This window comes from Escherichia sp. MOD1-EC5950, assembly GCF_002965345.1.
Lineage (GTDB): Bacteria > Pseudomonadota > Gammaproteobacteria > Enterobacterales > Enterobacteriaceae > Escherichia > Escherichia marmotae.
Genome location: NZ_PTSR01000001.1, coordinates 1 through 20,612 on the forward strand (window position 1 = coordinate 1; position 20,612 = coordinate 20,612).

26 protein-coding genes and 1 tRNA gene are annotated in these 20,612 nt (G+C 50.8%); 19 read left to right on the plus strand and 8 right to left on the minus strand.

The features are described from left to right. A partial coding sequence (locus BEA93_RS25490; RefSeq protein WP_236942885.1) for a hypothetical protein occupies positions 1 to 210 on the minus strand: 210 nt, incomplete at its 3' end. 582 nt (positions 211 to 792) lie between these two features. Here BEA93_RS25490 and BEA93_RS26195 point away from each other — a divergent pair. From BEA93_RS26195 to BEA93_RS00075, 14 genes are all read left to right on the plus strand, one after another. Then, positions 793 to 1,161 carry a host cell division inhibitor Icd-like protein gene (locus BEA93_RS26195; RefSeq protein WP_096129197.1) on the plus strand — a complete coding sequence of 123 codons (369 nt, stop codon included), beginning with the start codon at positions 793 to 795 and terminating at the stop codon, positions 1,159 to 1,161. Further along, entirely contained in the window at positions 1,151 to 1,369 is a 219-nt protein-coding gene (locus BEA93_RS00015) for a hypothetical protein (protein WP_096129189.1), read from the plus strand. The genes BEA93_RS26195 and BEA93_RS00015 overlap by 11 nt, the downstream gene beginning before the upstream one ends. Continuing rightward, positions 1,362 to 1,730 (plus strand): hypothetical protein, encoded by a 369-nt coding sequence (locus tag BEA93_RS00020; RefSeq protein ID WP_105225199.1) that lies wholly within the window; start codon positions 1,362 to 1,364, stop codon positions 1,728 to 1,730. The genes BEA93_RS00015 and BEA93_RS00020 overlap by 8 nt, the downstream gene beginning before the upstream one ends. After that, positions 1,723 to 1,923, plus strand: a complete 201-nt coding sequence (locus BEA93_RS00025; protein ID WP_105225200.1) for a hypothetical protein — start codon at positions 1,723 to 1,725, stop codon at positions 1,921 to 1,923. Before BEA93_RS00020 ends, BEA93_RS00025 begins: the two co-directional genes overlap by 8 nt. Before the next feature lie 4 nt (positions 1,924 to 1,927). Then, positions 1,928 to 2,218 carry a DUF4222 domain-containing protein gene (locus BEA93_RS00030; RefSeq protein WP_000728900.1) on the plus strand — a complete coding sequence of 97 codons (291 nt, stop codon included), beginning with the start codon at positions 1,928 to 1,930 and terminating at the stop codon, positions 2,216 to 2,218. Continuing rightward, entirely contained in the window at positions 2,215 to 3,627 is a 1,413-nt protein-coding gene (locus tag BEA93_RS00035) for a helicase RepA family protein (RefSeq protein ID WP_105225201.1), read from the plus strand. Before BEA93_RS00030 ends, BEA93_RS00035 begins: the two co-directional genes overlap by 4 nt. Positions 3,628 to 4,038: 411 nt before the next feature. Beyond that, the gene (locus BEA93_RS00040) at positions 4,039 to 4,812 is read left to right on the plus strand and encodes a hypothetical protein (protein ID WP_031625002.1); all 774 of its coding nucleotides are present in this window, start codon (positions 4,039 to 4,041) and stop codon (positions 4,810 to 4,812) included. A gap of 23 nt (positions 4,813 to 4,835) precedes the next feature. Continuing rightward, positions 4,836 to 5,366, plus strand: a complete 531-nt coding sequence (locus tag BEA93_RS00045) for a ProQ/FINO family protein (protein ID WP_000164224.1) — start codon at positions 4,836 to 4,838, stop codon at positions 5,364 to 5,366. Continuing rightward, a complete protein-coding gene (locus tag BEA93_RS00050) occupies positions 5,363 to 5,650 on the plus strand; it encodes a PerC family transcriptional regulator (RefSeq protein ID WP_000581049.1) in 288 nt (95 codons plus the stop codon). The genes BEA93_RS00045 and BEA93_RS00050 overlap by 4 nt, the downstream gene beginning before the upstream one ends. Before the next feature lie 201 nt (positions 5,651 to 5,851). Beyond that, positions 5,852 to 6,025, plus strand: a complete 174-nt coding sequence (locus tag BEA93_RS25285; protein ID WP_001224090.1) for a hypothetical protein — start codon at positions 5,852 to 5,854, stop codon at positions 6,023 to 6,025. 39 nt (positions 6,026 to 6,064) lie between these two features. Further along, positions 6,065 to 6,649 (plus strand): hypothetical protein, encoded by a 585-nt coding sequence (locus BEA93_RS00060; RefSeq protein WP_063102544.1) that lies wholly within the window; start codon positions 6,065 to 6,067, stop codon positions 6,647 to 6,649. Positions 6,650 to 6,713: 64 nt separating this feature from the next. Beyond that, entirely contained in the window at positions 6,714 to 7,385 is a 672-nt protein-coding gene (locus tag BEA93_RS00065; protein ID WP_069907237.1) for a DUF2213 domain-containing protein, read from the plus strand. Between the two features lie 6 nt (positions 7,386 to 7,391). After that, the gene (locus tag BEA93_RS00070) at positions 7,392 to 7,919 is read left to right on the plus strand and encodes a hypothetical protein (protein WP_069907236.1); all 528 of its coding nucleotides are present in this window, start codon (positions 7,392 to 7,394) and stop codon (positions 7,917 to 7,919) included. 304 nt (positions 7,920 to 8,223) lie between these two features. Beyond that, positions 8,224 to 8,403, plus strand: a complete 180-nt coding sequence (locus tag BEA93_RS00075; protein ID WP_001421979.1) for a hypothetical protein — start codon at positions 8,224 to 8,226, stop codon at positions 8,401 to 8,403. A gap of 362 nt (positions 8,404 to 8,765) precedes the next feature. Here BEA93_RS00075 and BEA93_RS00080 read toward each other — a convergent pair. Then, positions 8,766 to 8,841: transfer RNA gene (locus BEA93_RS00080), tRNA-Ile, on the minus strand. A 125-nt stretch (positions 8,842 to 8,966) separates the two neighbouring features. Here BEA93_RS00080 and mug point away from each other — a divergent pair. Continuing rightward, positions 8,967 to 9,473 carry a G/U mismatch-specific DNA glycosylase gene (gene mug / locus BEA93_RS00085; RefSeq protein WP_000227305.1) on the plus strand — a complete coding sequence of 169 codons (507 nt, stop codon included), beginning with the start codon at positions 8,967 to 8,969 and terminating at the stop codon, positions 9,471 to 9,473. A gap of 79 nt (positions 9,474 to 9,552) precedes the next feature. Here mug and rpoD read toward each other — a convergent pair whose 3' ends face one another. From rpoD to rpsU, 3 genes are all read right to left on the minus strand, one after another. Beyond that, on the minus strand, positions 9,553 to 11,394 hold the full coding sequence (gene rpoD / locus BEA93_RS00090; RefSeq protein ID WP_000437384.1) for an RNA polymerase sigma factor RpoD: 1,842 nt from the start codon (positions 11,392 to 11,394) through the stop codon (positions 9,553 to 9,555). A 194-nt stretch (positions 11,395 to 11,588) separates the two neighbouring features. Next, on the minus strand, positions 11,589 to 13,334 hold the full coding sequence (dnaG, locus tag BEA93_RS00100; protein ID WP_000918813.1) for a DNA primase: 1,746 nt from the start codon (positions 13,332 to 13,334) through the stop codon (positions 11,589 to 11,591). Positions 13,335 to 13,444: 110 nt separating this feature from the next. Continuing rightward, the gene (gene rpsU / locus BEA93_RS00105) at positions 13,445 to 13,660 is read right to left on the minus strand and encodes a 30S ribosomal protein S21 (protein ID WP_001144069.1); all 216 of its coding nucleotides are present in this window, start codon (positions 13,658 to 13,660) and stop codon (positions 13,445 to 13,447) included. Positions 13,661 to 13,897: 237 nt separating this feature from the next. Here rpsU and tsaD point away from each other — a divergent pair, with 237 nt between their 5' ends. Further along, a complete protein-coding gene (gene tsaD / locus BEA93_RS00115) occupies positions 13,898 to 14,911 on the plus strand; it encodes a tRNA (adenosine(37)-N6)-threonylcarbamoyltransferase complex transferase subunit TsaD (RefSeq protein WP_001264356.1) in 1,014 nt (337 codons plus the stop codon). A gap of 44 nt (positions 14,912 to 14,955) precedes the next feature. Here tsaD and plsY read toward each other — a convergent pair whose 3' ends face one another. Then, the gene (plsY, locus tag BEA93_RS00120) at positions 14,956 to 15,573 is read right to left on the minus strand and encodes a glycerol-3-phosphate 1-O-acyltransferase PlsY (RefSeq protein WP_105225057.1); all 618 of its coding nucleotides are present in this window, start codon (positions 15,571 to 15,573) and stop codon (positions 14,956 to 14,958) included. A gap of 105 nt (positions 15,574 to 15,678) precedes the next feature. Between plsY and folB the strand changes: the two genes are divergently transcribed. Together folB and bacA are read left to right on the plus strand one after the other, a co-directional pair. Continuing rightward, positions 15,679 to 16,047 (plus strand): bifunctional dihydroneopterin aldolase/7,8-dihydroneopterin epimerase, encoded by a 369-nt coding sequence (folB, locus tag BEA93_RS00125; protein WP_010347879.1) that lies wholly within the window; start codon positions 15,679 to 15,681, stop codon positions 16,045 to 16,047. A gap of 90 nt (positions 16,048 to 16,137) precedes the next feature. Further along, positions 16,138 to 16,959, plus strand: a complete 822-nt coding sequence (gene bacA, locus BEA93_RS00130; protein ID WP_016249227.1) for an undecaprenyl-diphosphate phosphatase — start codon at positions 16,138 to 16,140, stop codon at positions 16,957 to 16,959. Between the two features lie 181 nt (positions 16,960 to 17,140). Here the strand turns inward: bacA and cca are convergent, their stop codons facing one another. After that, the gene (gene cca / locus BEA93_RS00135) at positions 17,141 to 18,379 is read right to left on the minus strand and encodes a fused tRNA nucleotidyltransferase/2',3'-cyclic phosphodiesterase/2' nucleotidase/phosphatase Cca (RefSeq protein ID WP_105225056.1); all 1,239 of its coding nucleotides are present in this window, start codon (positions 18,377 to 18,379) and stop codon (positions 17,141 to 17,143) included. A 63-nt stretch (positions 18,380 to 18,442) separates the two neighbouring features. Next, a complete protein-coding gene (locus BEA93_RS00140) occupies positions 18,443 to 19,063 on the minus strand; it encodes a TIGR04211 family SH3 domain-containing protein (protein WP_001125318.1) in 621 nt (206 codons plus the stop codon). Positions 19,064 to 19,304: 241 nt separating this feature from the next. On the opposite strand from BEA93_RS00140, the gene ygiF reads away from it, so the two are divergent. After that, a complete protein-coding gene (gene ygiF, locus BEA93_RS00150; RefSeq protein WP_000046322.1) occupies positions 19,305 to 20,606 on the plus strand; it encodes an inorganic triphosphatase in 1,302 nt (433 codons plus the stop codon). Positions 20,607 to 20,612: the final 6 nt, after the last annotated feature.

The following is a 20,612-nucleotide window of genomic DNA, read 5'->3' on the forward strand; positions in this document are numbered from 1 at the left end:
AAAACAGCCATGTGTAACGCTCTGACCGTTACAAAAAGAGAAAGCGCCCCGTTGCCGGAGCGCCTTTGTGAACGAATTACCTGTAGCACCGCGATGTTTGCTATATGGGTGAATTTTAGCGACAAGTTCGTTCAATGTGAAGGCGCTGATCACCGTTACTACAGCACGCCAGAAATGCAGAATATTTTGCTGCAAAATGCCGTTGGCCACGCCGTCCGGAAAGCAAAAAATTTTGCTGGTGGCGCGACCGATACGATTTTTTCTGGTAGCCCGGTGCTGATCAACTTAGCTTGGATTTATGTGCAACATTGCAACTATTCCGACTTTAAGCTGAATGTGACTTTACCTATATCTTTAGAGGTGTGGTCGCGCTTGACCTCTATTTCACCATTTTGTAGCCCTGCTACAAAAAAATATAAAAGTGTCAATGCTGCTGCAATCAGTAACCATTTTCTAGGAATATACATTCTTGATTTTACCCTTAATCATCAACCTTTTGGCTCGATGCCCCGCTGTTGTAATTCTTTGCGGAGTACTCGTTTAATCCAAGTAGCTAATGAGGTGTCGCCGTCTGCTTTGGCTGCCTCCTCAAGTTGCGCTCTAAATTCTTCTGGTAGTCGCATTTGGTATGGTGGCGATCGTTTCTCTAATGGTGTTGACATGGTAATTACCCTTAATTACTATAGTTACATGGTAATTACCATTGTACTTACCATTACGCAAAAAACAACGCCCCGCAGTGCTGGAACACATGCAGGGCGTCTAACCAAACCGTTAAACGAGGTAACGATTATGGCTGGAACACAGCATACCCAAACTCACCCTAAATTTATATACACCTTCCTGGCGGTGCACCGTGATTGCATCGCTGACGGTAAAAATACTGTTCATGTAGCCGCCGATACGCTGGTTGATGCCTGCGAGATGCTCAATGACATGGGCTATATCTCGGCAACATGGAAAGGGCGTGAAGAAAACACGTTGTTTATTCAGAAATGCGAAAACAATTTTATCTGGCGTTTTATCGCCCTGAGTACGGCACAACCGCGCGTGATTCACATCGAGGCCACCAGCGAACAGGAAGCACGCCAGCAATCTCCTGATGGCTGCGTGATGGTATTCGCTGCCCGTATTCGCCAGGAGGTGCATCATGTGCAATAAAAACACGCCGGACGCAGCCGCCGAAGCCATCAAAACGCTAATGCACGCGCTGATTGATATTAATTACACGGCAGGGCTGGCAAAGAATAAAAAAGATGCGGTATTCACATCGAGCGTACTGGAATCTATTCAGATTATTGCTGAGCATGCACTGAATAAATCTCAAAATATTCTGATTGCTGATGTGCAGGAGGTGCACCATGCATAACCTGTCAATTTCTGACCTTAACAGCATTCAGTTTGACGAGAAATTTACCGGGCAGTTGCTGGTCAATGTGGAGAACGGGCGCATAGTGCGTAATTACCACCTGCCGGATGGTGCAATTGCCGGAAGCGTTGAAGCATTGCTGGAACTGGCGGAACGTGCGCGACTGATTAAGCCGTCAACGTGCCATCACGATGATGATCTGCATTTTACCGGGTGTATGGTGAGTCACTACGAAAACGGCGTTGAAGTATCCTGCGAACGTCTGCGTGATGATTGCTGTTTCGGCACACTGCCGGAATTTATCGAATTGCTGACCAGTTGCGGTTATCAGGTCATTCAGGGGGGGGTGAATCATGGGTAATAAGCCAGCAACAATGACAATTACCCTGAATGTGCCAGAGGATTTCACCGGACGCATACTGGTTTACCTGGATAAAGGGAAAGTGAAATCACAATGCCGGCTGCGAAATAATGAAATTGTAAGTACGGCAGAAGGCTTTTCTGAACTCTGTATTAGTGCAGGAATAAAACCGGAACTGCTGACAGGAAAATAAAACCATGAAAAAGAAAAATTCTGGCTTTACTGCCAGCGGTCTCTCTCGGCCTGAAATCAGACACGGAGATATTTACCGCGACACCAGACGTGGGGGACGAGTGGTTATTCGTCACGTTACGCCAGGCAATATCACCTACCGCCGTGAGGCTTACGAATATGACTGCGTAATGCCGCGCCGTCAGTTTGAGCGTGATTTTATTCTGGTTGAAAACAAACAACAGGCAGTGGCAAGACGTGCAGCCACGAATATTAAAAAAATCCGGGCAATGTTGGTTGCGGGAGGTAAGAAGTGAAAAACGCACCGAATTTAAAATATCAGCCGAAGGATAAATTCACCGAGGTAATCATTTTTGCCGGGACGGACGCTTACTCCCATGCTCAACACTGGATTGAAAGCGAAGGACGAAAACACGGCGATAACGTACCACCTGTTTACCTGGGGCCGAAGCAACTGGCAGACCTGGCGAATATCCGCATTATTGACGAGAAACGCCGCTTTGCGCGTGTCTATCTCGCGGGGGAGATCGAACCAATCCAGATCAATGCTATCGCTGAAAAACTGGCGCTGGCTGGCGTACAGGAGGCGAAATTATACAAAGGCATCACCGACCGGGAGCCGGAGAACTGGCGCGATTACCTGCAACGAATCCGCGAACAGCCAGAGCACGAAGAAATGCTTACTGACGAGCAATACAGCCAGCGAAAAACCACACTACCAATGAGCATTGGATCGGAAGGATATGATTCACAGCTTAGCTATGTAGTTAAGGGCGTGATTCCGGCTAATTCGCTATGTAGCACATACGGTGCGAGCGGTTCTTATAAGTCGTTCCTTGCGTGTTCGTGGGCATGTCATGTTGCTACCGGTATCCCGTGGGGAGGTCGCAGGGTTGTACATGGTGCGGTTATGTATGTCGTTGGTGAGGGCGGGATCGGTGTTCCTCGTCGTATCAAGGCATGGGAACTGGTGAACAGTGAGCAGGTGAAAAATCTGTACCTGGTAAATCGTCCAATTTTTCCGGCCGCACCGAGTGATGTTGATGAAATGGTTATTGCTGCCCGACAGGTTGAGCTGGAAACGGGTAAACCTGTACGCATGATTATTCTGGATACTCTGGCGCGTTGCTTTGGTGGCAGCGATGAAAATGATGCGCGGGATATGGGGGCATTTGTCCATGGATGTGACGAACTGAAACGGCGTACAGGCGCTACAGTGCTGGTAATTCACCATTCCGGCAAGGATGAAACAAAGGGTGCGCGCGGTTCCAGTGCGTTTCGTGCAGCACTGGATGCAGAGTACCGGATACGCCGTGAAGGTGCAGGCAGTGAAGCCCTGGTTATCGCATGTACCAAGATGAAGGATGCGGAGGAACTGAAAGAAATGGCTTGCGATTTGCGCGAGGTTGAGCTTTTCAAGGATGAAGGCGGGGAGTTAATCACGTCGTTGGTGCTGGAGGATAAACCCCGTCCGCCAGTTGAACTGGAGCGCATCGAGTACGTTGCTAACAAGACAGAGAATCACGCCGCGCTATGGGGCTGTATCCGTTCACGCACGCAACGCGGAGATAAATGCACTATCCCGTTGTTGCGCGATGACATGAAAAAGCTGGGGTATGAGATGAAAAACTTCCGACGCTGGCTGTACAAGCTGGAAGGTGACGGCGTAATCGCTATTGACGATGATGACGTGCGCCCACTGTAAAAAGTGAGGCGTAAAAGTGAGGGGGACAGGGAATATTTAAAAATCACCCCTGTTTCCCTCACTTCTCAACCTGTATATATACCAAAAAGTGAGGAGTTAATTTTGTACTAAAAAAACAAAGAGTTAAGTGTATTCGCATTTTCTATTTTTGAATATAGGGCAAATAATAAATGTGAGTAGTAAATGTGAGGAATAGTGAGTAAATAGAATAAATTCTCTGGAAATTACAAACAGGTAAAAAATAAAACAAATAAAGATTTTAACTAAAACTTAACTATTTGCCTCATATTTGCGTATATATAGGGGTTTTAAAGTGAATACTTAAAAATACATTTAAAATCATATTGTTATTAACTTCATAAATTCTCACTGTGTAGCAGGTGAGGAATTAAAAAATCAGGAATGTTAAAAATGAAAACAGAACGTTACATACCTCAGGGTATGACTTACATAGAGCGTGAAGAACTGAAAAGTTTTGCGACATCATGTGGACTACGCGGCGATATTCAGAGCCTTACCAGAACTCTGATAATGATTGCGCACTGGATGAGGCAGGGTAAGCCAGTGAGCTTCACAGAATACGCCAGCCAGTGGACAGAGGCACAGCGCGAACGGGACGACGGTAATCACTCAACGCCTGAAATGGCGAAGCAATGGCCTTTCAGTGGCAAACGATGCATTTATCCCAGGTGCTCCGATTACTACCCATACGGAACGGAAAGAGAACATCAGGATGACGAAACGGAAATTAAACACGCAGTAACGGTAATTCTTGCCAAATACCCGTTTTTTAACCGCAATGGTCTTGTTCGGTATAGCCGTGACAAGCCATGGGAGCACCCGCTTGATTATGTCTGTTTTATGGAGGAGGCAAAAAGCTGTTTGCGCTGGATAAGGGAGAACAATCTTACCGACTGCAAAATTGCATCATTCCCCGGTAAAAATCCGACATCCTACGGCCTGAAACATTGTGTTGAACGGGCGAATCAAATAAGAGCAAAGGCAAACGGAAAACCCACGGAGCCGACGTATATCACAAACGGTGCTCTAATTGCCGCAATGGTCGCGGCTGGTTATCAGATAAAGCCTGAAGGAAGGATGAATTGCCGATTCAATATTTCGCGTAAGCAGCTTAAGAGTGTATTGAGCGGGGAATCTTACAAATCAGGAGAGTGGACGATATAACAGAAACATCTATGGGGCAAAGCATGACTAAGCTGACCATTAACAGAAAACCAAAAGGCATTTACGGCACGCCGCAGAAAACGACGCAGGCGGCGCAAGAGCAGGATAAAACCACGTCGGCGCATAAAGTGATGCCCGGTAACCAGAAAGCGCAGCAGAAGCCCACAGGGGCGACACCGTGGCGGCATATGACCAAACGCCAGCGCAAAAACCGCAGGCGCGTTAACCGCCTTATCGAACTGTGGCCAGAATTATTCAGCCGGGAAGCACCGAAGCCGCTTAAGGTGGGGATATTCGACGACCTGATGCAGGATCTCGCCGTCAGGGGGCTGGCATTCGGGCCAGGGGCATTGCGTGCGACGCTGGCATCTTATGCGCAGTGTCCGCGCTATTACCGCGCCTTAATGGCTGGTGGGGTACGCTACGACCTGAAAGGCCAGCCGTGCGGCGAGGTGACACCACAGGAACAACAGGACGCAGAAACGCGGCTGGTGGCGCTGAATGAGAAGCGCAAACGTCAGCGCCGGGCAGCAAAGGAGAAAACAGGCGCATGATTCACGACAGCAAAGCGGAAGCACTGGAAGCGCGTGGTCTGTACCGGAGAGCGGCGGCGCGGTGGGCTGAGGTCATCATGCTGGCGAATGATGACAAGGCACGGGAACAGGCGGCAAAACGTCGCGCGGAATGTATCCGCAAGGCAGCACGCCCACCAGCAAGGCAGGATAATTTCGGAGAGATGCGCGAAACCATCAGCCGGGCACATGCCGGGATGGGATTACATCAGCCCAATGGTAAGGCATTCAGGAAATACCCTGGATCGAAAAATTGCAGTCAGTGACGGAGGCCGGGATTTTTCCCGGCTTTTTTGTGCCAGTAAAAAACCCGCAGCCAGAAGTGTTGCGGGCTTTGTTTTTCAGGTGATTGAAGTCAATGGGAAGAACGCGATCATCATGCGTTATTGTTTCATAAATTGCAACGATGTAGATCGTTATTTTAGTTTGTGCAATCATAACCATTGTTTTGTTCAGGAGATATGACTATGAGAAAAGCCAGCGTGAAACCCGTTTTACTCGCTCGTGATCAGATTGAAGCATTACAGCGCATCCAGGACGAGGAACGCCGCAATTCTCCGCTGGGGATTGCTCCGAGCATTCATGAGGTCGCCCGGCGTTTAATGCAGCGGGCGCTTTATCCCGTAGAACGTCCGGCCTGATGGTCGTGATTTTTTGGTGAAAAAAGAGAGGTGGTAAAAATGCCAGCAAGCAAAGAAGATTTGCGATTAAAACTGATGGAGGTGGTTAACGCTCTGTCAGAGTCGCAGGGCAGCACTCCGCAGGAGATTATCGAAATTCTGAATGCGATCCCCGCACAGGATTTCACAAAAGCGGACGAGGATGACGCGAATAAAAACATCGTCGCGTCAGTCGAAGATGAATCCTCACTGGCAGAAGCCCAGGCTAAAGCGGATTCCGCATACAGCAATATGGGCCGTCGCGCTCCAGCCCCGTTTGCTGGTGAAAAGTCGATGGATTACCGCAAGCGTGCATTAATTGGTGCACAGAAGCTGGCTAAAAAATTCAGTGATGTGGATATTCGTTCCGTTTCAGATTCTGCAACGCTGGCGGTGCTGGAAGATCAGATTTACCAGGCTGCAAAAGACAGTGTTCAGTGGGCTGTGGAAAATACGCCGGGCTATTTGCGTAAAACCGTAAGAATGGATGAAGCCGGACGGCGGATTACTGAATATCAGGGGGATCCGAATAACTGGCTTAGTGCTTTCAAAATCCCTCCCCGTCGCCTGGTTAAAATTAACGTTGCAAGCCTCGCGGGGGCATGAAAAACGTGCTGATTTCAGCCCTGCCGGATTTGGTGGGGCTTATTGCTTATAACCGGGGGACATTATGCTTTTAACAGAAATTGAGGCGGCAAAGCAGATTCGGGACGGTCAGCTACCGTCGCCTTATCAGTTTTCCAACATGTGGCTGATTAACCTGCGTATCACAGGAACCGGAATGGCCTATCGCGCCGAAGAAAAAGAATTTGTCTGGCGTTCACCGCAAACTTATCTCAATCCGCAGTTCCTGGAACGTTGCGCCGGAGTACCCGTCATCATCGACCATCCCGAAAGCAAAACCCTTGAAGACGTGGGCGAACGGTCGCGCATTATTGGCACCGTCATGTTGCCGTATATTCGCGGTGACGAGGTGTGGGGCGTATGCCGGATTTACGGGCAGGAAATCATCGATTACATCCAGAAAGCCCGGGGGGAGATATCCACCAGCCCGTCGGTTGTGTTTTGTGGTGCGTCCGGTGGGGCAGAAGTTCCTGATGTAATGGGCGAGGACAATTTTTTTATTGAGGGTACGCCATTTCTTATCGATCACGTTGCACTCGTACCGTTGGGCGTATGGGATAAGGGCGGGAAACCATCAGGTGTGGAAGTAACAACGCCGACAGAAGAAGAACAGCTCGCCGGAATGGTTCGTGAAGTTATTGATGCGGCCTGCAAGCCAGCCCTGGAAAAACTGGAAGAAATATCCGGGCGGCTGGCTCAACTGGAAAAAGAAGGGTGAGTCATAATGCTAATGAGCAAGGCAGAATATGCCAAACACAAAGGCGTAAGCCGCCAGACAGTTTACGACTGGATCGAGAAAGGCGAAGTGATCATGTCTGGCAAAAAAATTGATGTGGAGGCGACAGAGCAGCGGAACAGCCCACCGGAACAAGGGAAAGACACCGTTTCTGAAATGTGGCCAGAAAGAACGCTGGAAATGACGTGGGGCGAGTTCTGGAAAGCAGTTAAGGCCAGAGACGGTAAAGACCCAGCGCCAGTAACTGACGATGATATAGAGCAGCGCGTGCGGAATGCAGCCGAAGAATTAGGCTGGGAAGTGCAATTTCTTGATGGTGGTGCTATCTGCCTTGAGGATTGCGACGGACAGCATTACTTTGAGCAATACGATTTGCTGGGTAATGCTCGTCTGGCAATTCGTATGCTGCGTTGCGAACTCTGCTATGTTGCAGGTGATTATCCCGATGAACTGGAATCATGGAGTGAAGCCGGGCTAAACGCCCTGGCTGAATGGGAAAAATCAGACCATCAATGACATCAAAAAGTGTCAAGTTGAGCAGCTTGCCAGGTTGACACTTTGCACTCTGAACGCGAAAAAGTGTCAACCTCGCTGTAAACCCCGCCGTTACTGGCTTTGCGCCAGATTTACCACGTCAAAAAGCCGAAAAAAATCGCGAAAAGTGTCAAGTTGCCATGCTTAGAAATGCTAAGGTTTGATAAGGTTTGATAAGGTTTTTCGCGAAAAAGTGTCAAGTGTGTCAACCTGCGATGTTAAGATTTGTTAAGGTCTCAAGCCGGAAAGTGTCAACCAGCCCCTAAGATTTCCTAAGGTGTAAATCATGACCATCACCGAAGCCGATTTGCTGGAGATGATCCGCAGCATTGCCGGAATCAAACAACCTGCAAGCAAAATTAACAGGTGTTCAGCGCCTGTTTCCGTTGTGCTGCAACAGGAACGCCACCAGCATGATGATGTGAGGCCGTATCAGTGGCGGAAACCGGATAGGCCACGACGGTGAGTGGCGCGTTACGGTAAGACTACAGCCAAGCCAAACATTAAGCCTACGGGTAAGGCTTTTTGTTTGGTGTCACGATTAATCACGCCATGTCACGGCGAGTCACGATCGTTTCCTTCCTGGCATCCCTGCGACTCAACTACGGTAGCCACTACGATTAACTACGCGATGCCGATATGGGGATTGCCATAACGGGTTATCCGTGATCATCCACCAGCTTCATGGCGGATAGTTAAAATTTCATGACGGATATGATGTCGCGTAACTCATTGTTTTTATACCTGCTTATACTCCGCGACGGTATCCTATAGGTATCCTGGAAAAAACGAAGGGGTCACGCTGTTAACGTAACCCCTTGATAGATATGGTGGCCCCTGTTGGGTTTGAACCAACGACCAAGCGATTATGAGTCGCCTGCTCTAACCACTGAGCTAAGGGGCCATGGTAGCGGATTATAAAGTAACTCCGTGTCGCAATCCAGCCATTACCGCGCGGCTGCTGTTTTTATAAACAATGTGTTTTCAATTCGTTATACTTCCTGCGGGTTGTGTTGTTCAGGAGTTAATATGGTTGACGATATTCTTGCGCCAGGATTGCGTGTGGTGTTTTGTGGCATCAATCCGGGTCTTTCTTCCGCGGAGTCTGGTTTTCCGTTTGCCCATCCGGCGAATCGCTTCTGGAAGGTGATTTATCAGGCCGGGTTTACCGACCGTCAGTTGAAGCCGCAGGAAGCGCAGCATCTGCTGGATTATCGTTGTGGCGTCACCAAACTGGTTGACAGGCCAACGGTGCAGGCTAATGAAGTGTCAAAGCAGGAATTGCACGCAGGTGGGCGCAAGCTAATTGAAAAAATTGAGAATTATCAGCCGCAGGCGTTGGCGATTCTGGGTAAGCAGGCGTATGAACAGGGATTCAGTCAGCGAGGCGTGCAGTGGGGGAAACAAACGCTGACCATTGGTTCGACGCAGATTTGGGTATTGCCGAATCCCAGCGGTTTAAGTCGAGTTTCTCTGGAGAAACTGGTTGAGGCATATCGGGAGTTGGATCAGGCACTGGTAGTGCGTGGGCGATAAAAAACGCCACCAGAAAGGTGGCGTTAGAGTAGCAAGACGAGTGCCGGATATGACGTGAACGTGTTATCCGGCCTACAGATTAATCGTCCAGGAAGCTACGCAGCACTTCAGAACGGCTCGGGTGACGCAGTTTGCGCAGCGCCTTCGCTTCGATCTGACGGATACGTTCACGGGTAACGTCGAACTGTTTACCCACTTCTTCCAGCGTGTGGTCGGTGTTCATGTCGATACCGAAACGCATACGCAGAACTTTCGCTTCACGCGCGGTCAGGCCAGCCAGCACGTCGTGCGTTGCCGCACGCAGGCTTTCGGTGGTCGCAGAATCCAGCGGTAGTTCGAGAGTGGTATCCTCGATGAAATCCCCCAGATGCGAATCTTCATCATCACCGATCGGCGTTTCCATGGAGATTGGCTCTTTGGCGATCTTCAGCACTTTACGGATCTTATCTTCCGGCATCAACATACGTTCAGCCAGTTCTTCCGGCGTCGGCTCGCGGCCCATCTCTTGCAGCATCTGGCGAGAAATACGGTTGAGCTTGTTGATAGTCTCAATCATATGCACCGGAATACGAATGGTGCGCGCCTGATCCGCGATAGAGCGGGTGATCGCCTGACGGATCCACCAGGTTGCGTAGGTGGAGAACTTATAACCACGACGGTATTCGAACTTATCAACCGCTTTCATCAGACCGATGTTGCCTTCCTGAATCAGATCGAGGAACTGCAAGCCACGGTTGGTATATTTCTTGGCGATAGAAATAACCAGACGTAAGTTCGCTTCAACCATCTCTTTCTTCGCACGGCGGGCTTTCGCTTCACCGATGGACATACGGCGGTTGATGTCTTTAACCTGCTCAATGGTCAGGCCGGTTTCTTCTTCAATTTGCTGCAGTTTCTGCAGGGCGCGATGCACTTCTTCAGAGACATCGTGCAGTTTTTCCGACCACGGTTTGTTCATCGCAATCGCTGCATTGAACCAGGTATCGCTGGTTTCGTTGCCGGTAAACAGGGTGATGAAGTTTTTCTTCGGCATTTTGCACTGCTCAACGCAGAGCTTCATGATCAGACGTTCTTGTGTACGAACGCGATCCATCATGACGCGCATGCTGTTGACCAGGTAGTCAAACTGCTTCGGCACCAGGCGGAACTGTTTGAACACTTCAGACAGTTTCAGGATCTCTTCCTGAGCGGCTGCGTGACTGCGGCCTTTCGCTTTGATGGTGTCGCGCGTTACAACATACTGGGCACGCAGTTCAGCAAATTTTTCGCGAGCCAGTTCCGGGTCGATGCTGTTGTCATCGTCGGCGCTGTCGTCGTCGGCATCTTCTTCGTCTTCATCTTCGTCATCGTCCAGATCTTCCTGAGAAAGCTCTGAACCGACGTGAGTGGCGGTTGGTGCCAGTTCTTCTTCTGCGTTCGGATCGACAAAGCCGGTGATCAGATCGGACAGACGTGCTTCTTCCGCTTCAACGCGATCGTACTGTTCCAGCAGATAGGTAATCGCTTCTGGATATTCAGCAACGGAGCATTGAACCTGGTTGATCCCGTCTTCGATGCGTTTAGCGATGTCAATTTCGCCTTCGCGGGTCAACAGTTCAACGGTGCCCATTTCACGCATGTACATGCGTACCGGGTCAGTCGTGCGCCCGATTTCAGATTCCACGCTGGAAAGCACCTGTGCGGCGGCTTCGGCAGCATCTTCGTCTGCTGTGTTTTCAGCCAGCATCAGATCATCGGCATCCGGCGCTTCTTCCATCACCTGAATGCCCATGTCATTGATCATTTGGATGATGTCTTCGATCTGATCGGAATCGACGATATCTTCCGGCAGATGGTCATTGACCTCGGCATAGGTCAGATAGCCTTGCTCCTTACCACGGGTGACAAGAAGTTTTAGCTGTGACTGCGGGTTTTGCTCCATAAGACGGTATCCACACTTATTTCATGAGGTTGGTGTTGGGCGATTGACCGGATATCATTCAGATATTAATGCTGAAATCCAACGGTTGTTTACCGCCAACGATAATTACGAGGGCGTACTTATATCATTGCCGCTGCCTCTCAGTGCGGCTGTCGGGGGCTTCCCGATCGCTATTCGGCACTTAAGCCGTTAAATCACTTTTTCGCCAGCTCCTGGTTTAATGTCCAGAGTTCCAGGCGTTCTTCATTACTTAGACCATGCGTGCGCTCACGAGCGATTAACTCTTCCTGGCGCAGTTCAAGCAACGAATCAAACATATGGTTGAGTGAGTCGGTGAAGGTTTGCTCAGCAATATTCTTATCTGCTATATCGTCCCACATCGACAGTTTTTCAAGGGTGGCAGCATTATTTGTGCCACGATAGTGCTCTAAAAGTTGCCCGGTGGTCAGACCTGGCTGAGAGAGACAAGTGTTGACCAGTTCTCTGAATAAGCCAAGTCCGGGGAGCTTATTTTGATCCAGATTTTCCAGCGGCGGGACTAACGTCGCTAATTCTGGATTTTGCACCAGCAACCCTATAAGTATACGCATGGTCGTGCGTTTTAGCTGCGGAACAGGACGAGAAACACCGTTCTCCGCTGCTTTCGGCATTAATCGTTCAAGCTGGCTGTCATCAAGTATGCCTAACTTGTTGCCTAATTCCTGACGAAGATAGATGCGCAATGTTTCTCCGGGCACCTGAGAAATCAGCGGCAGCGCCAACGTACTTAAACGCGCACGCCCGTCAGGTGTGCTCAGATCAACTTGCGGCATCAGGCTGTTAAACAGAAACGCAGAGAGCGGCATGGCCTGCTCCATACGCGCTTCAAACGCCTCTTTACCTTCTTTGCGTACCAGCGTGTCAGGGTCTTCGCCATCCGGTAAAAACATAAAGCGTAGCTGACGACCATCTGTCATATAGGGCAGCGCAGTTTCTAACGCTCGCCACGCGGCATCACGACCTGCGCGGTCGCCGTCATAACAGCAAATGACATTGTTGGTCGCGCGGAACAACAACTGAATGTGATCGGCAGTGGTCGATGTACCCAACGATGCAACGGCGTAATTAATACCGTATTGCGCCAGAGCAACCACGTCCATATAGCCTTCGACCACCAACAGACGCTGGGGTTCAGCGTTATCCTGCTGCGCTTCATAAAGACCGTAAAGCTGGCGGCCTTTATGGAAAATATCAGTTTCCGGCGAGTTCAGGTATTTTGGGGTATCGTTGCCCAGCACGCGCCCACCAAAACCAATCACCCGACCGCGTTTATCGCGAATGGGGAACATCACCCGCTCGCGGAAACGATCGTAACTGCGGCCCTGATCGTTGGTTACCAACATGCCTGCATCAATCAATGACTGGCGATTTTCTGGATTGTCGCCAAACCGTTTCAGGACGTTGTCCCAGCCGGGGGGCGCAAAACCAATCGCAAAACGGGCGATTACCTCATGGCTTAATCCGCGTTTTTCCAGATACTGGCGCGCAGATGTAGCAACAGGTTGCTGTAAAGATTGTTGGTAAAACGTATTCAGACCGTCCATCAACTGATAAAGAGTTTGCCGTTGATGGCGCTCTATCTGGCTGGGGCCGCTGCCTGCTTCAAATGGCACTTCAAGATTGTGCATTGCCGCCAACTCTTCGACCGTTTCGACGAACTCGAGTTTGTCGTAGTTCATCAGAAAGTCGATCGCGTTGCCGTGCGCGCCACATCCAAAGCAGTGGTAAAACTGTTTCTCACCGTTGACGGTGAAGGACGGGGTTTTTTCGTTGTGGAATGGACAACACGCGTGAAAATTCTTGCCCTGCTTTTTTAGCTTCACACGAGCATCGATCAGATCGACGATGTCAGTGCGCGCCAGCAGATCATTAATGAATACGCGTGGGATTCGTCCAGCCATAGGCCCCGATTTTTAGCAATTCATAAACGAAAATAAGCCGCGCATTCCTTTCGGAAGCACGGCCTTACAACTACAACTCGGTCTGATCGGAGAGCAACGCTCTCGGGGAATTAGTACAGACGAGTACGGCGTGCGTTTTCGCGAGCCAGTTTCTTCGCGTGACGTTTCACTGCAGAAGCTTTAGCGCGCTTACGTTCGGTAGTCGGTTTTTCATAGAATTCACGACGACGAACTTCCGCCAGAACACCTGCTTTTTCGCAGGAACGCTTGAAGCGACGCAGAGCTACGTCGAACGGCTCGTTTTCACGTACTTTAATTACCGGCATGTGCCTCTCACCTTTGATTAATTCGGTTTGCCGCTGGCATCAACGCCAGCTTATTTCAAAATGGTGCGGAATTTTACTGCAATTGCTGCTGCTTTGTAAAGCACCGCGGCCTTTTTTGAAAGGGACTTTTATAAGGGTGAGGAGTATACACGAGGCTTTCTCCAGGGGCGAACAAAGTTTTACATCAACCCGCATTGGTCCTACACTGCGCGGTAATAAAGCGAGGTAAAACAAGTCATGCGTGTACTGGGTATTGAAACTTCTTGCGATGAAACCGGCATCGCCATTTACGACGATGAAAAAGGTTTGTTAGCCAACCAATTGTATAGTCAGGTGAAATTACACGCTGACTACGGCGGCGTAGTGCCTGAACTGGCCTCCCGCGATCACGTGCGTAAAACCGTACCGTTGATCCAGGCGGCGCTGAAAGAGTCCGGGCTGACAGCAAAAGATATTGATGCAGTGGCCTATACCGCAGGCCCTGGATTAGTCGGCGCGCTGTTGGTTGGCGCAACGGTTGGGCGTTCGCTGGCGTTTGCCTGGGGCGTTCCGGCGATCCCGGTACACCATATGGAAGGGCATCTGTTAGCGCCGATGCTGGAAGATAACCCACCGGAATTTCCGTTTGTCGCGCTGCTGGTTTCCGGCGGTCATACGCAGTTAATCAGCGTCACTGGTATTGGTCAGTACGAGTTGCTCGGTGAGTCCATTGATGACGCTGCCGGGGAAGCGTTTGATAAGACCGCGAAGCTGCTGGGGCTGGATTATCCAGGCGGGCCGTTACTGTCGAAAATGGCCGCCCAGGGTACTGCCGGGCGCTTTGTCTTCCCGCGTCCGATGACCGACCGTCCGGGGCTGGATTTCAGCTTCTCTGGCCTGAAAACCTTCGCGGCAAATACCATTCGTGACAACGGCACCGACGACCAGACGCGTGCTGATATCGCTCGCGCCTTTGAAGATGCGGTGGTCGATACGTTGATGATTAAGTGTAAGCGAGCGCTGGATCAGACGGGCTTTAAGCGACTGGTCATGGCAGGCGGCGTGAGTGCTAACCGCACGCTGCGGGCGAAACTGGCGGAAATGATGAAAAAGCGTCGTGGCGAGGTATTCTACGCGCGTCCGGAGTTTTGTACCGATAACGGCGCGATGATCGCCTATGCTGGAATGGTGCGGTTTAAAGCAGGCGCGACGGCGGATCTCGGCGTGAGTGTGCGTCCGCGCTGGCCACTGGCAGAGTTACCGGCTGCGTAAGGCTATGATTCAGCCTGTGAAAAGGATAAGCACGGGCTGAAAAATCACTCAGGATCTTTTTCGCGCTTTCTTTTGAATTTCGTCCAGATTTTTGTCTCCTGGTGACGCCACAGACGCTGGATGTTGTCATGATGACGCAGCAGGATCAGGCAAGAGAGCATCGAAACCGGGAAGGTGAATTGTGGCTTAAACCACCAGACATAAAACGGAGCAATCAGCGCGCTGACAATCGCCCCCAGCGACGAATATCCACTCAATAGCACGGTAAGCAGCCAGGTTCCCGCCATCACGCCCGTTAAATCCCAGCCAATCGGGGCTATTGCACCAAAAGCGGTGGCAACGCCTTTCCCCCCTTTAAAACCGAAGAAAACCGGCCAGATATGTCCAAGACAGGCAGCTATGGCAATTAAGCCTAACCAGAAGGGGCTGACACCTAATACATACGCGCCCCAAACGGGCAACATTCCTTTCAGAACGTCGAAAATCAGTACTGCTATGGCTGCTCCCTTGCCACCGATACGTAATACATTGGTTGCGCCAGGATTACCTGAGCCGCTGGTTCGCGGATCGGGCAGACCACACAAGCGGCAAACCAGAATGGCACTGGAAATGGAGCCGCAGAGGTACGCGATGAGGATCATTCCAGGCGCGATTGCACTCATAAGCTGTTCCGTTTTGAAAATTCGTGTTTAACGATGAATCCGTGGATAATACGCACATTTCGCCGGAAGTGGTATCCGGGTTAGCCAAAAAGCGAGCAGGTCGTGATGGATATTGTATTTATAGAGCAACTTTCGGTAATCACCACTATTGGTGTTTACGACTGGGAACAGACCATCGAGCAGAAGCTGGTGTTCGATATCGAAATGGCGTGGGATAACCGTAAAGCGGCGAAAAGCGATGATGTGGCGGACTGCCTCAGCTACGCTGACATCGCAGAAACGGTGGTTAGCCACGTCGAGGGGGCGCGTTTTGCGTTAGTGGAACGCGTGGCGGAAGAGGTGGCGGAATTGCTACTGACTCGCTTTAACTCTCCGTGGGTGCGCATCAAACTCAGCAAGCCAGGTGCAGTGGCGCGCGCTGCTAATGTTGGCGTAATCATTGAGCGTGGCAATAATCTGAAAGAGAATAATTAATTTTATAGCTGTTAAACCAAATGGTTATAAGCGGGTCATACTGCAGTAGTTTGGACAAGCGGTATATTTTTATAATTTAGGGGTTTATTGATGAGCGATATGCACTCGCTGCTGATAGCGGCAATATTGGGTGTGGTCGAAGGATTGACAGAATTTCTGCCGGTATCCAGCACGGGCCACATGATTATTGTCGGTCATTTGTTGGGATTTGAGGGCGATACGGCGAAAACCTTTGAAGTCGTTATCCAGTTAGGATCGATTCTGGCTGTGGTTGTCATGTTCTGGCGGCGTTTGTTTGGCCTGATTGGCATTCATTTTGGCCGTCCATTGCAGCGCGAAGGAGAAAGCAAAGGCCGGTTAACGCTGATCCACATTTTACTGGGGATGATCCCGGCAGTTGTCCTGGGGCTGTTATTCCACGATACGATTAAGTCATTGTTTAACCCGATAAATGTCATGTACGCGCTGGTCGTTGGCGGTCTATTGTTGATTGCCGCGGAATGCCTGAAGCCGAAAGAGCCGCGCGCGCCGGGTCTGGATGATATGACATATCGTCAGGCGTTTATGATTGGCTGTTTCCAGTGTCTGGCGCTGTGGCCGGGTTTCTCCCGCTCCGGAGCGACTATTTCTGGTGGGATGCTGATGGGCGTGAGTCGTTACGCCGCTTCTGAGTTCTCGTTCCTGCTGGCGGTGCCGATGATGATGGGCGCAACGGCGCTCGATCTCTACAAAAGTTGGGGGTTCCTGACAACCGGTGATATCCCGATGTTTGCCGTTGGGTTTTTCACCGCCTTTGTGGTGGCGCTGATTGCGATTAAAACCTTCCTGCAATTAATTAAGCGGATTTCGTTTATCCCGTTCGCCATTTATCGCTTTATTGTGGCGGCTGCGGTGTACGTTGTGTTCTTTTGATGTGAAGAACAGTGTCGGATGCCTGGAATTGTCCACGATTGCGTAGGCCGGATAAGTCGTTCACGCCGCATCCGGCAATCAACGCCTGATGCGACGCTTGCGCGTCTTATCAGGCCTACAACCGTCGTTGACATGTAGCCGGATAAGGCGTTTATGCCGCATCCGGCAAAATGCCCAAAACTTATTCAGGCTTTGGGCAACGTTGTTCCTTCCAGGTAGCCACCGCCGCAATTCGGCGTCGTGTCAGCTCCTCGCGGATCTCCACGCCTTTAAATCCCGCGTCAACAACCGCCTTTGTTGGTACTGACTGCGCTACTTCCCACGCTTCACGTAACCAGCGTCCTTGTGGGTAATCTGCCGCTTCAAAACCGGATCGACCGCGCACGTCTGCCTCGCTGGTCAGCGCCAGTTGCTCGACACGCTGCGGTTTACGCCAGGCATCGATGGAATCAAACAATTTGACGATGGTTTTCGGATTCAGCATTGGGAAGGTGTGGATGAGATCGTGAAACTCCGCGACCAGTTTGGCTAAATCGCGGATTTCATTAGGGACGCGCAGGCGCTGGCACAATTGTTCTACTAATTTCACGCCTGCCGGACCATGACCATGATGACGTGGCCACAGCTCCGGCGGCGTTAGCCCTTTACCGAGATCGTGGCATAACGTTGCGAAACGGACATCGACCTGCGGACTTAGCATCGCCGCCATTGAGAGTGTCATTAAGGTGTGAATACCAGTATCGATTTCCGGGTGCCATTTCGCCGGAGCGGGGACACCAAACAACGCGTCGATCTCCGGGAATAAAACGCGTAATGCGCCGCAATCGCGTAGTACCTGAAAGAACACCTGTGGATTGCGGGTTGTGAGGGCGCTTTCAGTTTCTTTCCACACGCGTTCGGGCGTCAGGTGTTCCAGTTCACCCGCGTGGGTCATCTCGCGCATCAACGTCATTGTTTCATCGGCAATACGAAAACCGAGATGAGCATAACGTGCGGCAAAACGCGCTACGCGTAGCACGCGTAGCGGATCCTCGCCAAAAGCGGGGGAAACATGGCGCAGAAGACGGCTTTGCAGATCGCCCAGACCGTTGTACGGATCGATAATATCGCCGTCATCATCCTGGGCCAGCGCATTGATAGTCAGATCGCGACGCTGAAGATCATCTTCCAGCGTGACATCAGGCGCGGCATAACAGGTAAAACCTGTGTATCCCGAACCGGATTTCCGCTCGGTACGCGCCAGCGCATACTCTTCATGCGTTTGCGGATGCAGAAAAACAGGAAAATCGCGGCCTACCTGCTGGTAGCCCGCGTCAAGCATCTGTTGTGGCGTGCTGCCGACAACCACCCAATCTCTGTCTTTGACCGGTAGCCCTAATAACGCATCCCGAACCGCACCACCGACCAGATAAATCTTCACGCCATTTTCCCTTCGTCAAATACACAATTCCTAATAATAAGATAGTGTGACGAAGAAGGCGATTTAGTTCATCCAGCGATCTTTACGTTTGCGCGTTGGGATCAGGTGCGGCAATACCAGACCGAGCAGCAAGCCAAGCCCCAGCACGCCGCCACCATACATAAACCACTGCATGATGATGGTGCGCTGTTTGTCATCCAGTTGTACGCTGGCGGCATCAACTTTTTTCTGGGCGACAATCAGTTCGTTTTTCAGCTTCTGATTTTCTTCTTTTAACCCGTTGATCACGCTGTCGCTCTGCGCCACTTTCTGCTGCATTTCTGCCGTGCGCTGATTCCAGGTGTTATCGATATTGGTGAGCTTATTAGTCAGGGTTTTGACCTGATTTTCCAGATCTGGCACACGGGAGCGTAGACTTGGCTCTGTGCTAAGTTGTTTCAACGGGATCCAGGCGGTACGACCAGAGCTGTCTTTCACCTGGGCGTAACTGGTGTTGGCGTCAGTTTGTAATAATGTCACTTCCTCACCGGCGTTAACCGTGCCCACGAGGCGATAATTATCTCCCGGGCCACTGCGGACCCAGGTATTCAGTTCGTCAGAAACATAGCGCTTTTCTTCCGCGTGAGAGACGGCAGTGGCGCTAAGCGCGAGTAAAGTTAGTGCGATCAGGCGTAATTTTGGCATCAGGCTGTCGTTATTGTCATGGAAAGTGGAACGATAGTAGTGGCATCAGTGTCGCTACGCAAAGCATTCGGCATCAATCGGAATCCTCTGTGTCAGCTCTTGCCACTGTTTCAAACTTTTACGCCCGTCAAAATGCTCGTTGCATGGCAATTTGGCGCAAAATACTATCTACTGACAAAAAAGATCGCATTTAGTTCGCCGTTCATCGTCACTTATGTGACATAACCGATAAGTAAAGGCCATGGCTCAGGAAATCGAATTAAAGTTTATTGTTAATCACAGTGCCGTTGAGGCGTTGCGTGACCATCTCAATACGCTGGGCGGTGAGCATCATGACCCCGTGCAGTTGCTCAACGTCTACTACGAAACGCCGGATAACTGGCTGCGTGGGCACGATATGGGCCTGCGTATTCGTGGCGAAAATGGTCGCTATGAGATGACCATGAAAGTTGCCGGGCGGGTAACGGGCGGGTTACACCAGCGACCGGAATATAACGTTGCGTTGAGTGAGGCGAACCTCGATCTGGCACAGTTTCCAGTAGAAGTCTGGCCAAACAATGAATTACCTGCCGATCTTGCTTCCCGCGTACAGCCGCTGTTCAGCACTGATTTTTATCGCGAAAAATGGTTGGTAGATGTTGATGGCAGCCAGATTGAGATTGCCCTCGATTTGGGGGAAGTGAAAGCCGGTGAATTTGCTGAACCCATCTGCGAACTGGAGCTGGAATTACTTAGCGGTGAAACGCGCGCGGTGCTGAAACTGGCGAGCCAACTGGTATCGCAAACCGGATTGCGTCAGGGCAGCCTGAGCAAAGCCGCACGTGGTTATCACCTGGCACAGGGCAATCCTGCGCGTGAAATTAAACCCACCTCTATTCTGCATGTTGCGGCAAAAGCGGATGTCGAGCAGGGGCTGGAAGCGGCGCTGGAGCTGGCATTAGCGCAATGGCAGTATCATGAGGAGCTGTGGGTACGCGGCAACGATGCGGCGAAAGAGCAAGTGTTGGCAGCCATCGGCCTGGTTCGTCATACGCTGATGCTGTTCGGTGGCATTGTCCCACGTAAAGCGAGCACTCACTTACGTGATCTGCTGACCCAATGTGAAGCGACAATTGTTTCTGCGGTTTCTGCCGTAACGGCTGTCTACTCTACCGAAACGGCAATGGCGAAACTGGCGTTGACCGAATGGCTGGTAAGCAAAGCCTGGCAGCCGTTTTTAGATAGCAAAGCGCAGAGCAAAATGAGTGATTCCTTTAAACGCTTTGCTGATATCCATCTCTCCCGCCACGCCGCTGAGCTGAAAAGTGTTTTTTGCCAGCCGTTGGGCGATCGCTATCGTGATCAGTTGCCACGTCTTACGCGTGATATTGACTCCGTATTGCTGCTGGCAGGTTATTACGATCCTCTCGTCGCGCAAGCCTGGCTGGAGAACTGGCAGGGGCTGCGTCACGCTATTGCGACCGGGCAACGCATTGAAATTGAACATTTCCGTAATGAGGCAAACAATCAGGAACCGTTCTGGTTGCACAGCGGAAAACGTTAATCAGGC

Excerpts from the sequence above, each read along its gene's own strand:
- mug (WP_000227305.1), top strand. The coding sequence starts at position 8,967 with ATGGTTGACGATATTCTTGCGCCAGGATTGCGTGTGGTGTTTTGTGGC.
- BEA93_RS00060 (WP_063102544.1), top strand. The coding sequence starts at position 6,065 with ATGCCAGCAAGCAAAGAAGATTTGCGATTAAAACTGATGGAGGTGGTT.
- rpsU (WP_001144069.1), bottom strand. The coding sequence starts at position 13,660 with ATGCCGGTAATTAAAGTACGTGAAAACGAGCCGTTCGACGTAGCTCTG.
- BEA93_RS25285 (WP_001224090.1), top strand. The coding sequence starts at position 5,852 with ATGAGAAAAGCCAGCGTGAAACCCGTTTTACTCGCTCGTGATCAGATT.
- tsaD (WP_001264356.1), top strand. The coding sequence starts at position 13,898 with ATGCGTGTACTGGGTATTGAAACTTCTTGCGATGAAACCGGCATCGCC.
- folB (WP_010347879.1), top strand. The coding sequence starts at position 15,679 with ATGGATATTGTATTTATAGAGCAACTTTCGGTAATCACCACTATTGGT.
- BEA93_RS00140 (WP_001125318.1), bottom strand. The coding sequence starts at position 19,063 with ATGCCAAAATTACGCCTGATCGCACTAACTTTACTCGCGCTTAGCGCC.
- BEA93_RS00050 (WP_000581049.1), top strand. The coding sequence starts at position 5,363 with ATGATTCACGACAGCAAAGCGGAAGCACTGGAAGCGCGTGGTCTGTAC.
- BEA93_RS00075 (WP_001421979.1), top strand. The coding sequence starts at position 8,224 with ATGACCATCACCGAAGCCGATTTGCTGGAGATGATCCGCAGCATTGCC.
- BEA93_RS00020 (WP_105225199.1), top strand. The coding sequence starts at position 1,362 with ATGCATAACCTGTCAATTTCTGACCTTAACAGCATTCAGTTTGACGAG.
- bacA (WP_016249227.1), top strand. The coding sequence starts at position 16,138 with ATGAGCGATATGCACTCGCTGCTGATAGCGGCAATATTGGGTGTGGTC.
- BEA93_RS00025 (WP_105225200.1), top strand. The coding sequence starts at position 1,723 with ATGGGTAATAAGCCAGCAACAATGACAATTACCCTGAATGTGCCAGAG.
- BEA93_RS26195 (WP_096129197.1), top strand. The coding sequence starts at position 793 with ATGGCTGGAACACAGCATACCCAAACTCACCCTAAATTTATATACACC.
- BEA93_RS00070 (WP_069907236.1), top strand. The coding sequence starts at position 7,392 with ATGCTAATGAGCAAGGCAGAATATGCCAAACACAAAGGCGTAAGCCGC.
- BEA93_RS00030 (WP_000728900.1), top strand. The coding sequence starts at position 1,928 with ATGAAAAAGAAAAATTCTGGCTTTACTGCCAGCGGTCTCTCTCGGCCT.
- rpoD (WP_000437384.1), bottom strand. The coding sequence starts at position 11,394 with ATGGAGCAAAACCCGCAGTCACAGCTAAAACTTCTTGTCACCCGTGGT.
- BEA93_RS00045 (WP_000164224.1), top strand. The coding sequence starts at position 4,836 with ATGACTAAGCTGACCATTAACAGAAAACCAAAAGGCATTTACGGCACG.
- BEA93_RS00040 (WP_031625002.1), top strand. The coding sequence starts at position 4,039 with ATGAAAACAGAACGTTACATACCTCAGGGTATGACTTACATAGAGCGT.
- plsY (WP_105225057.1), bottom strand. The coding sequence starts at position 15,573 with ATGAGTGCAATCGCGCCTGGAATGATCCTCATCGCGTACCTCTGCGGC.
- dnaG (WP_000918813.1), bottom strand. The coding sequence starts at position 13,334 with ATGGCTGGACGAATCCCACGCGTATTCATTAATGATCTGCTGGCGCGC.
- ygiF (WP_000046322.1), top strand. The coding sequence starts at position 19,305 with ATGGCTCAGGAAATCGAATTAAAGTTTATTGTTAATCACAGTGCCGTT.
- BEA93_RS00015 (WP_096129189.1), top strand. The coding sequence starts at position 1,151 with ATGTGCAATAAAAACACGCCGGACGCAGCCGCCGAAGCCATCAAAACG.
- BEA93_RS00065 (WP_069907237.1), top strand. The coding sequence starts at position 6,714 with ATGCTTTTAACAGAAATTGAGGCGGCAAAGCAGATTCGGGACGGTCAG.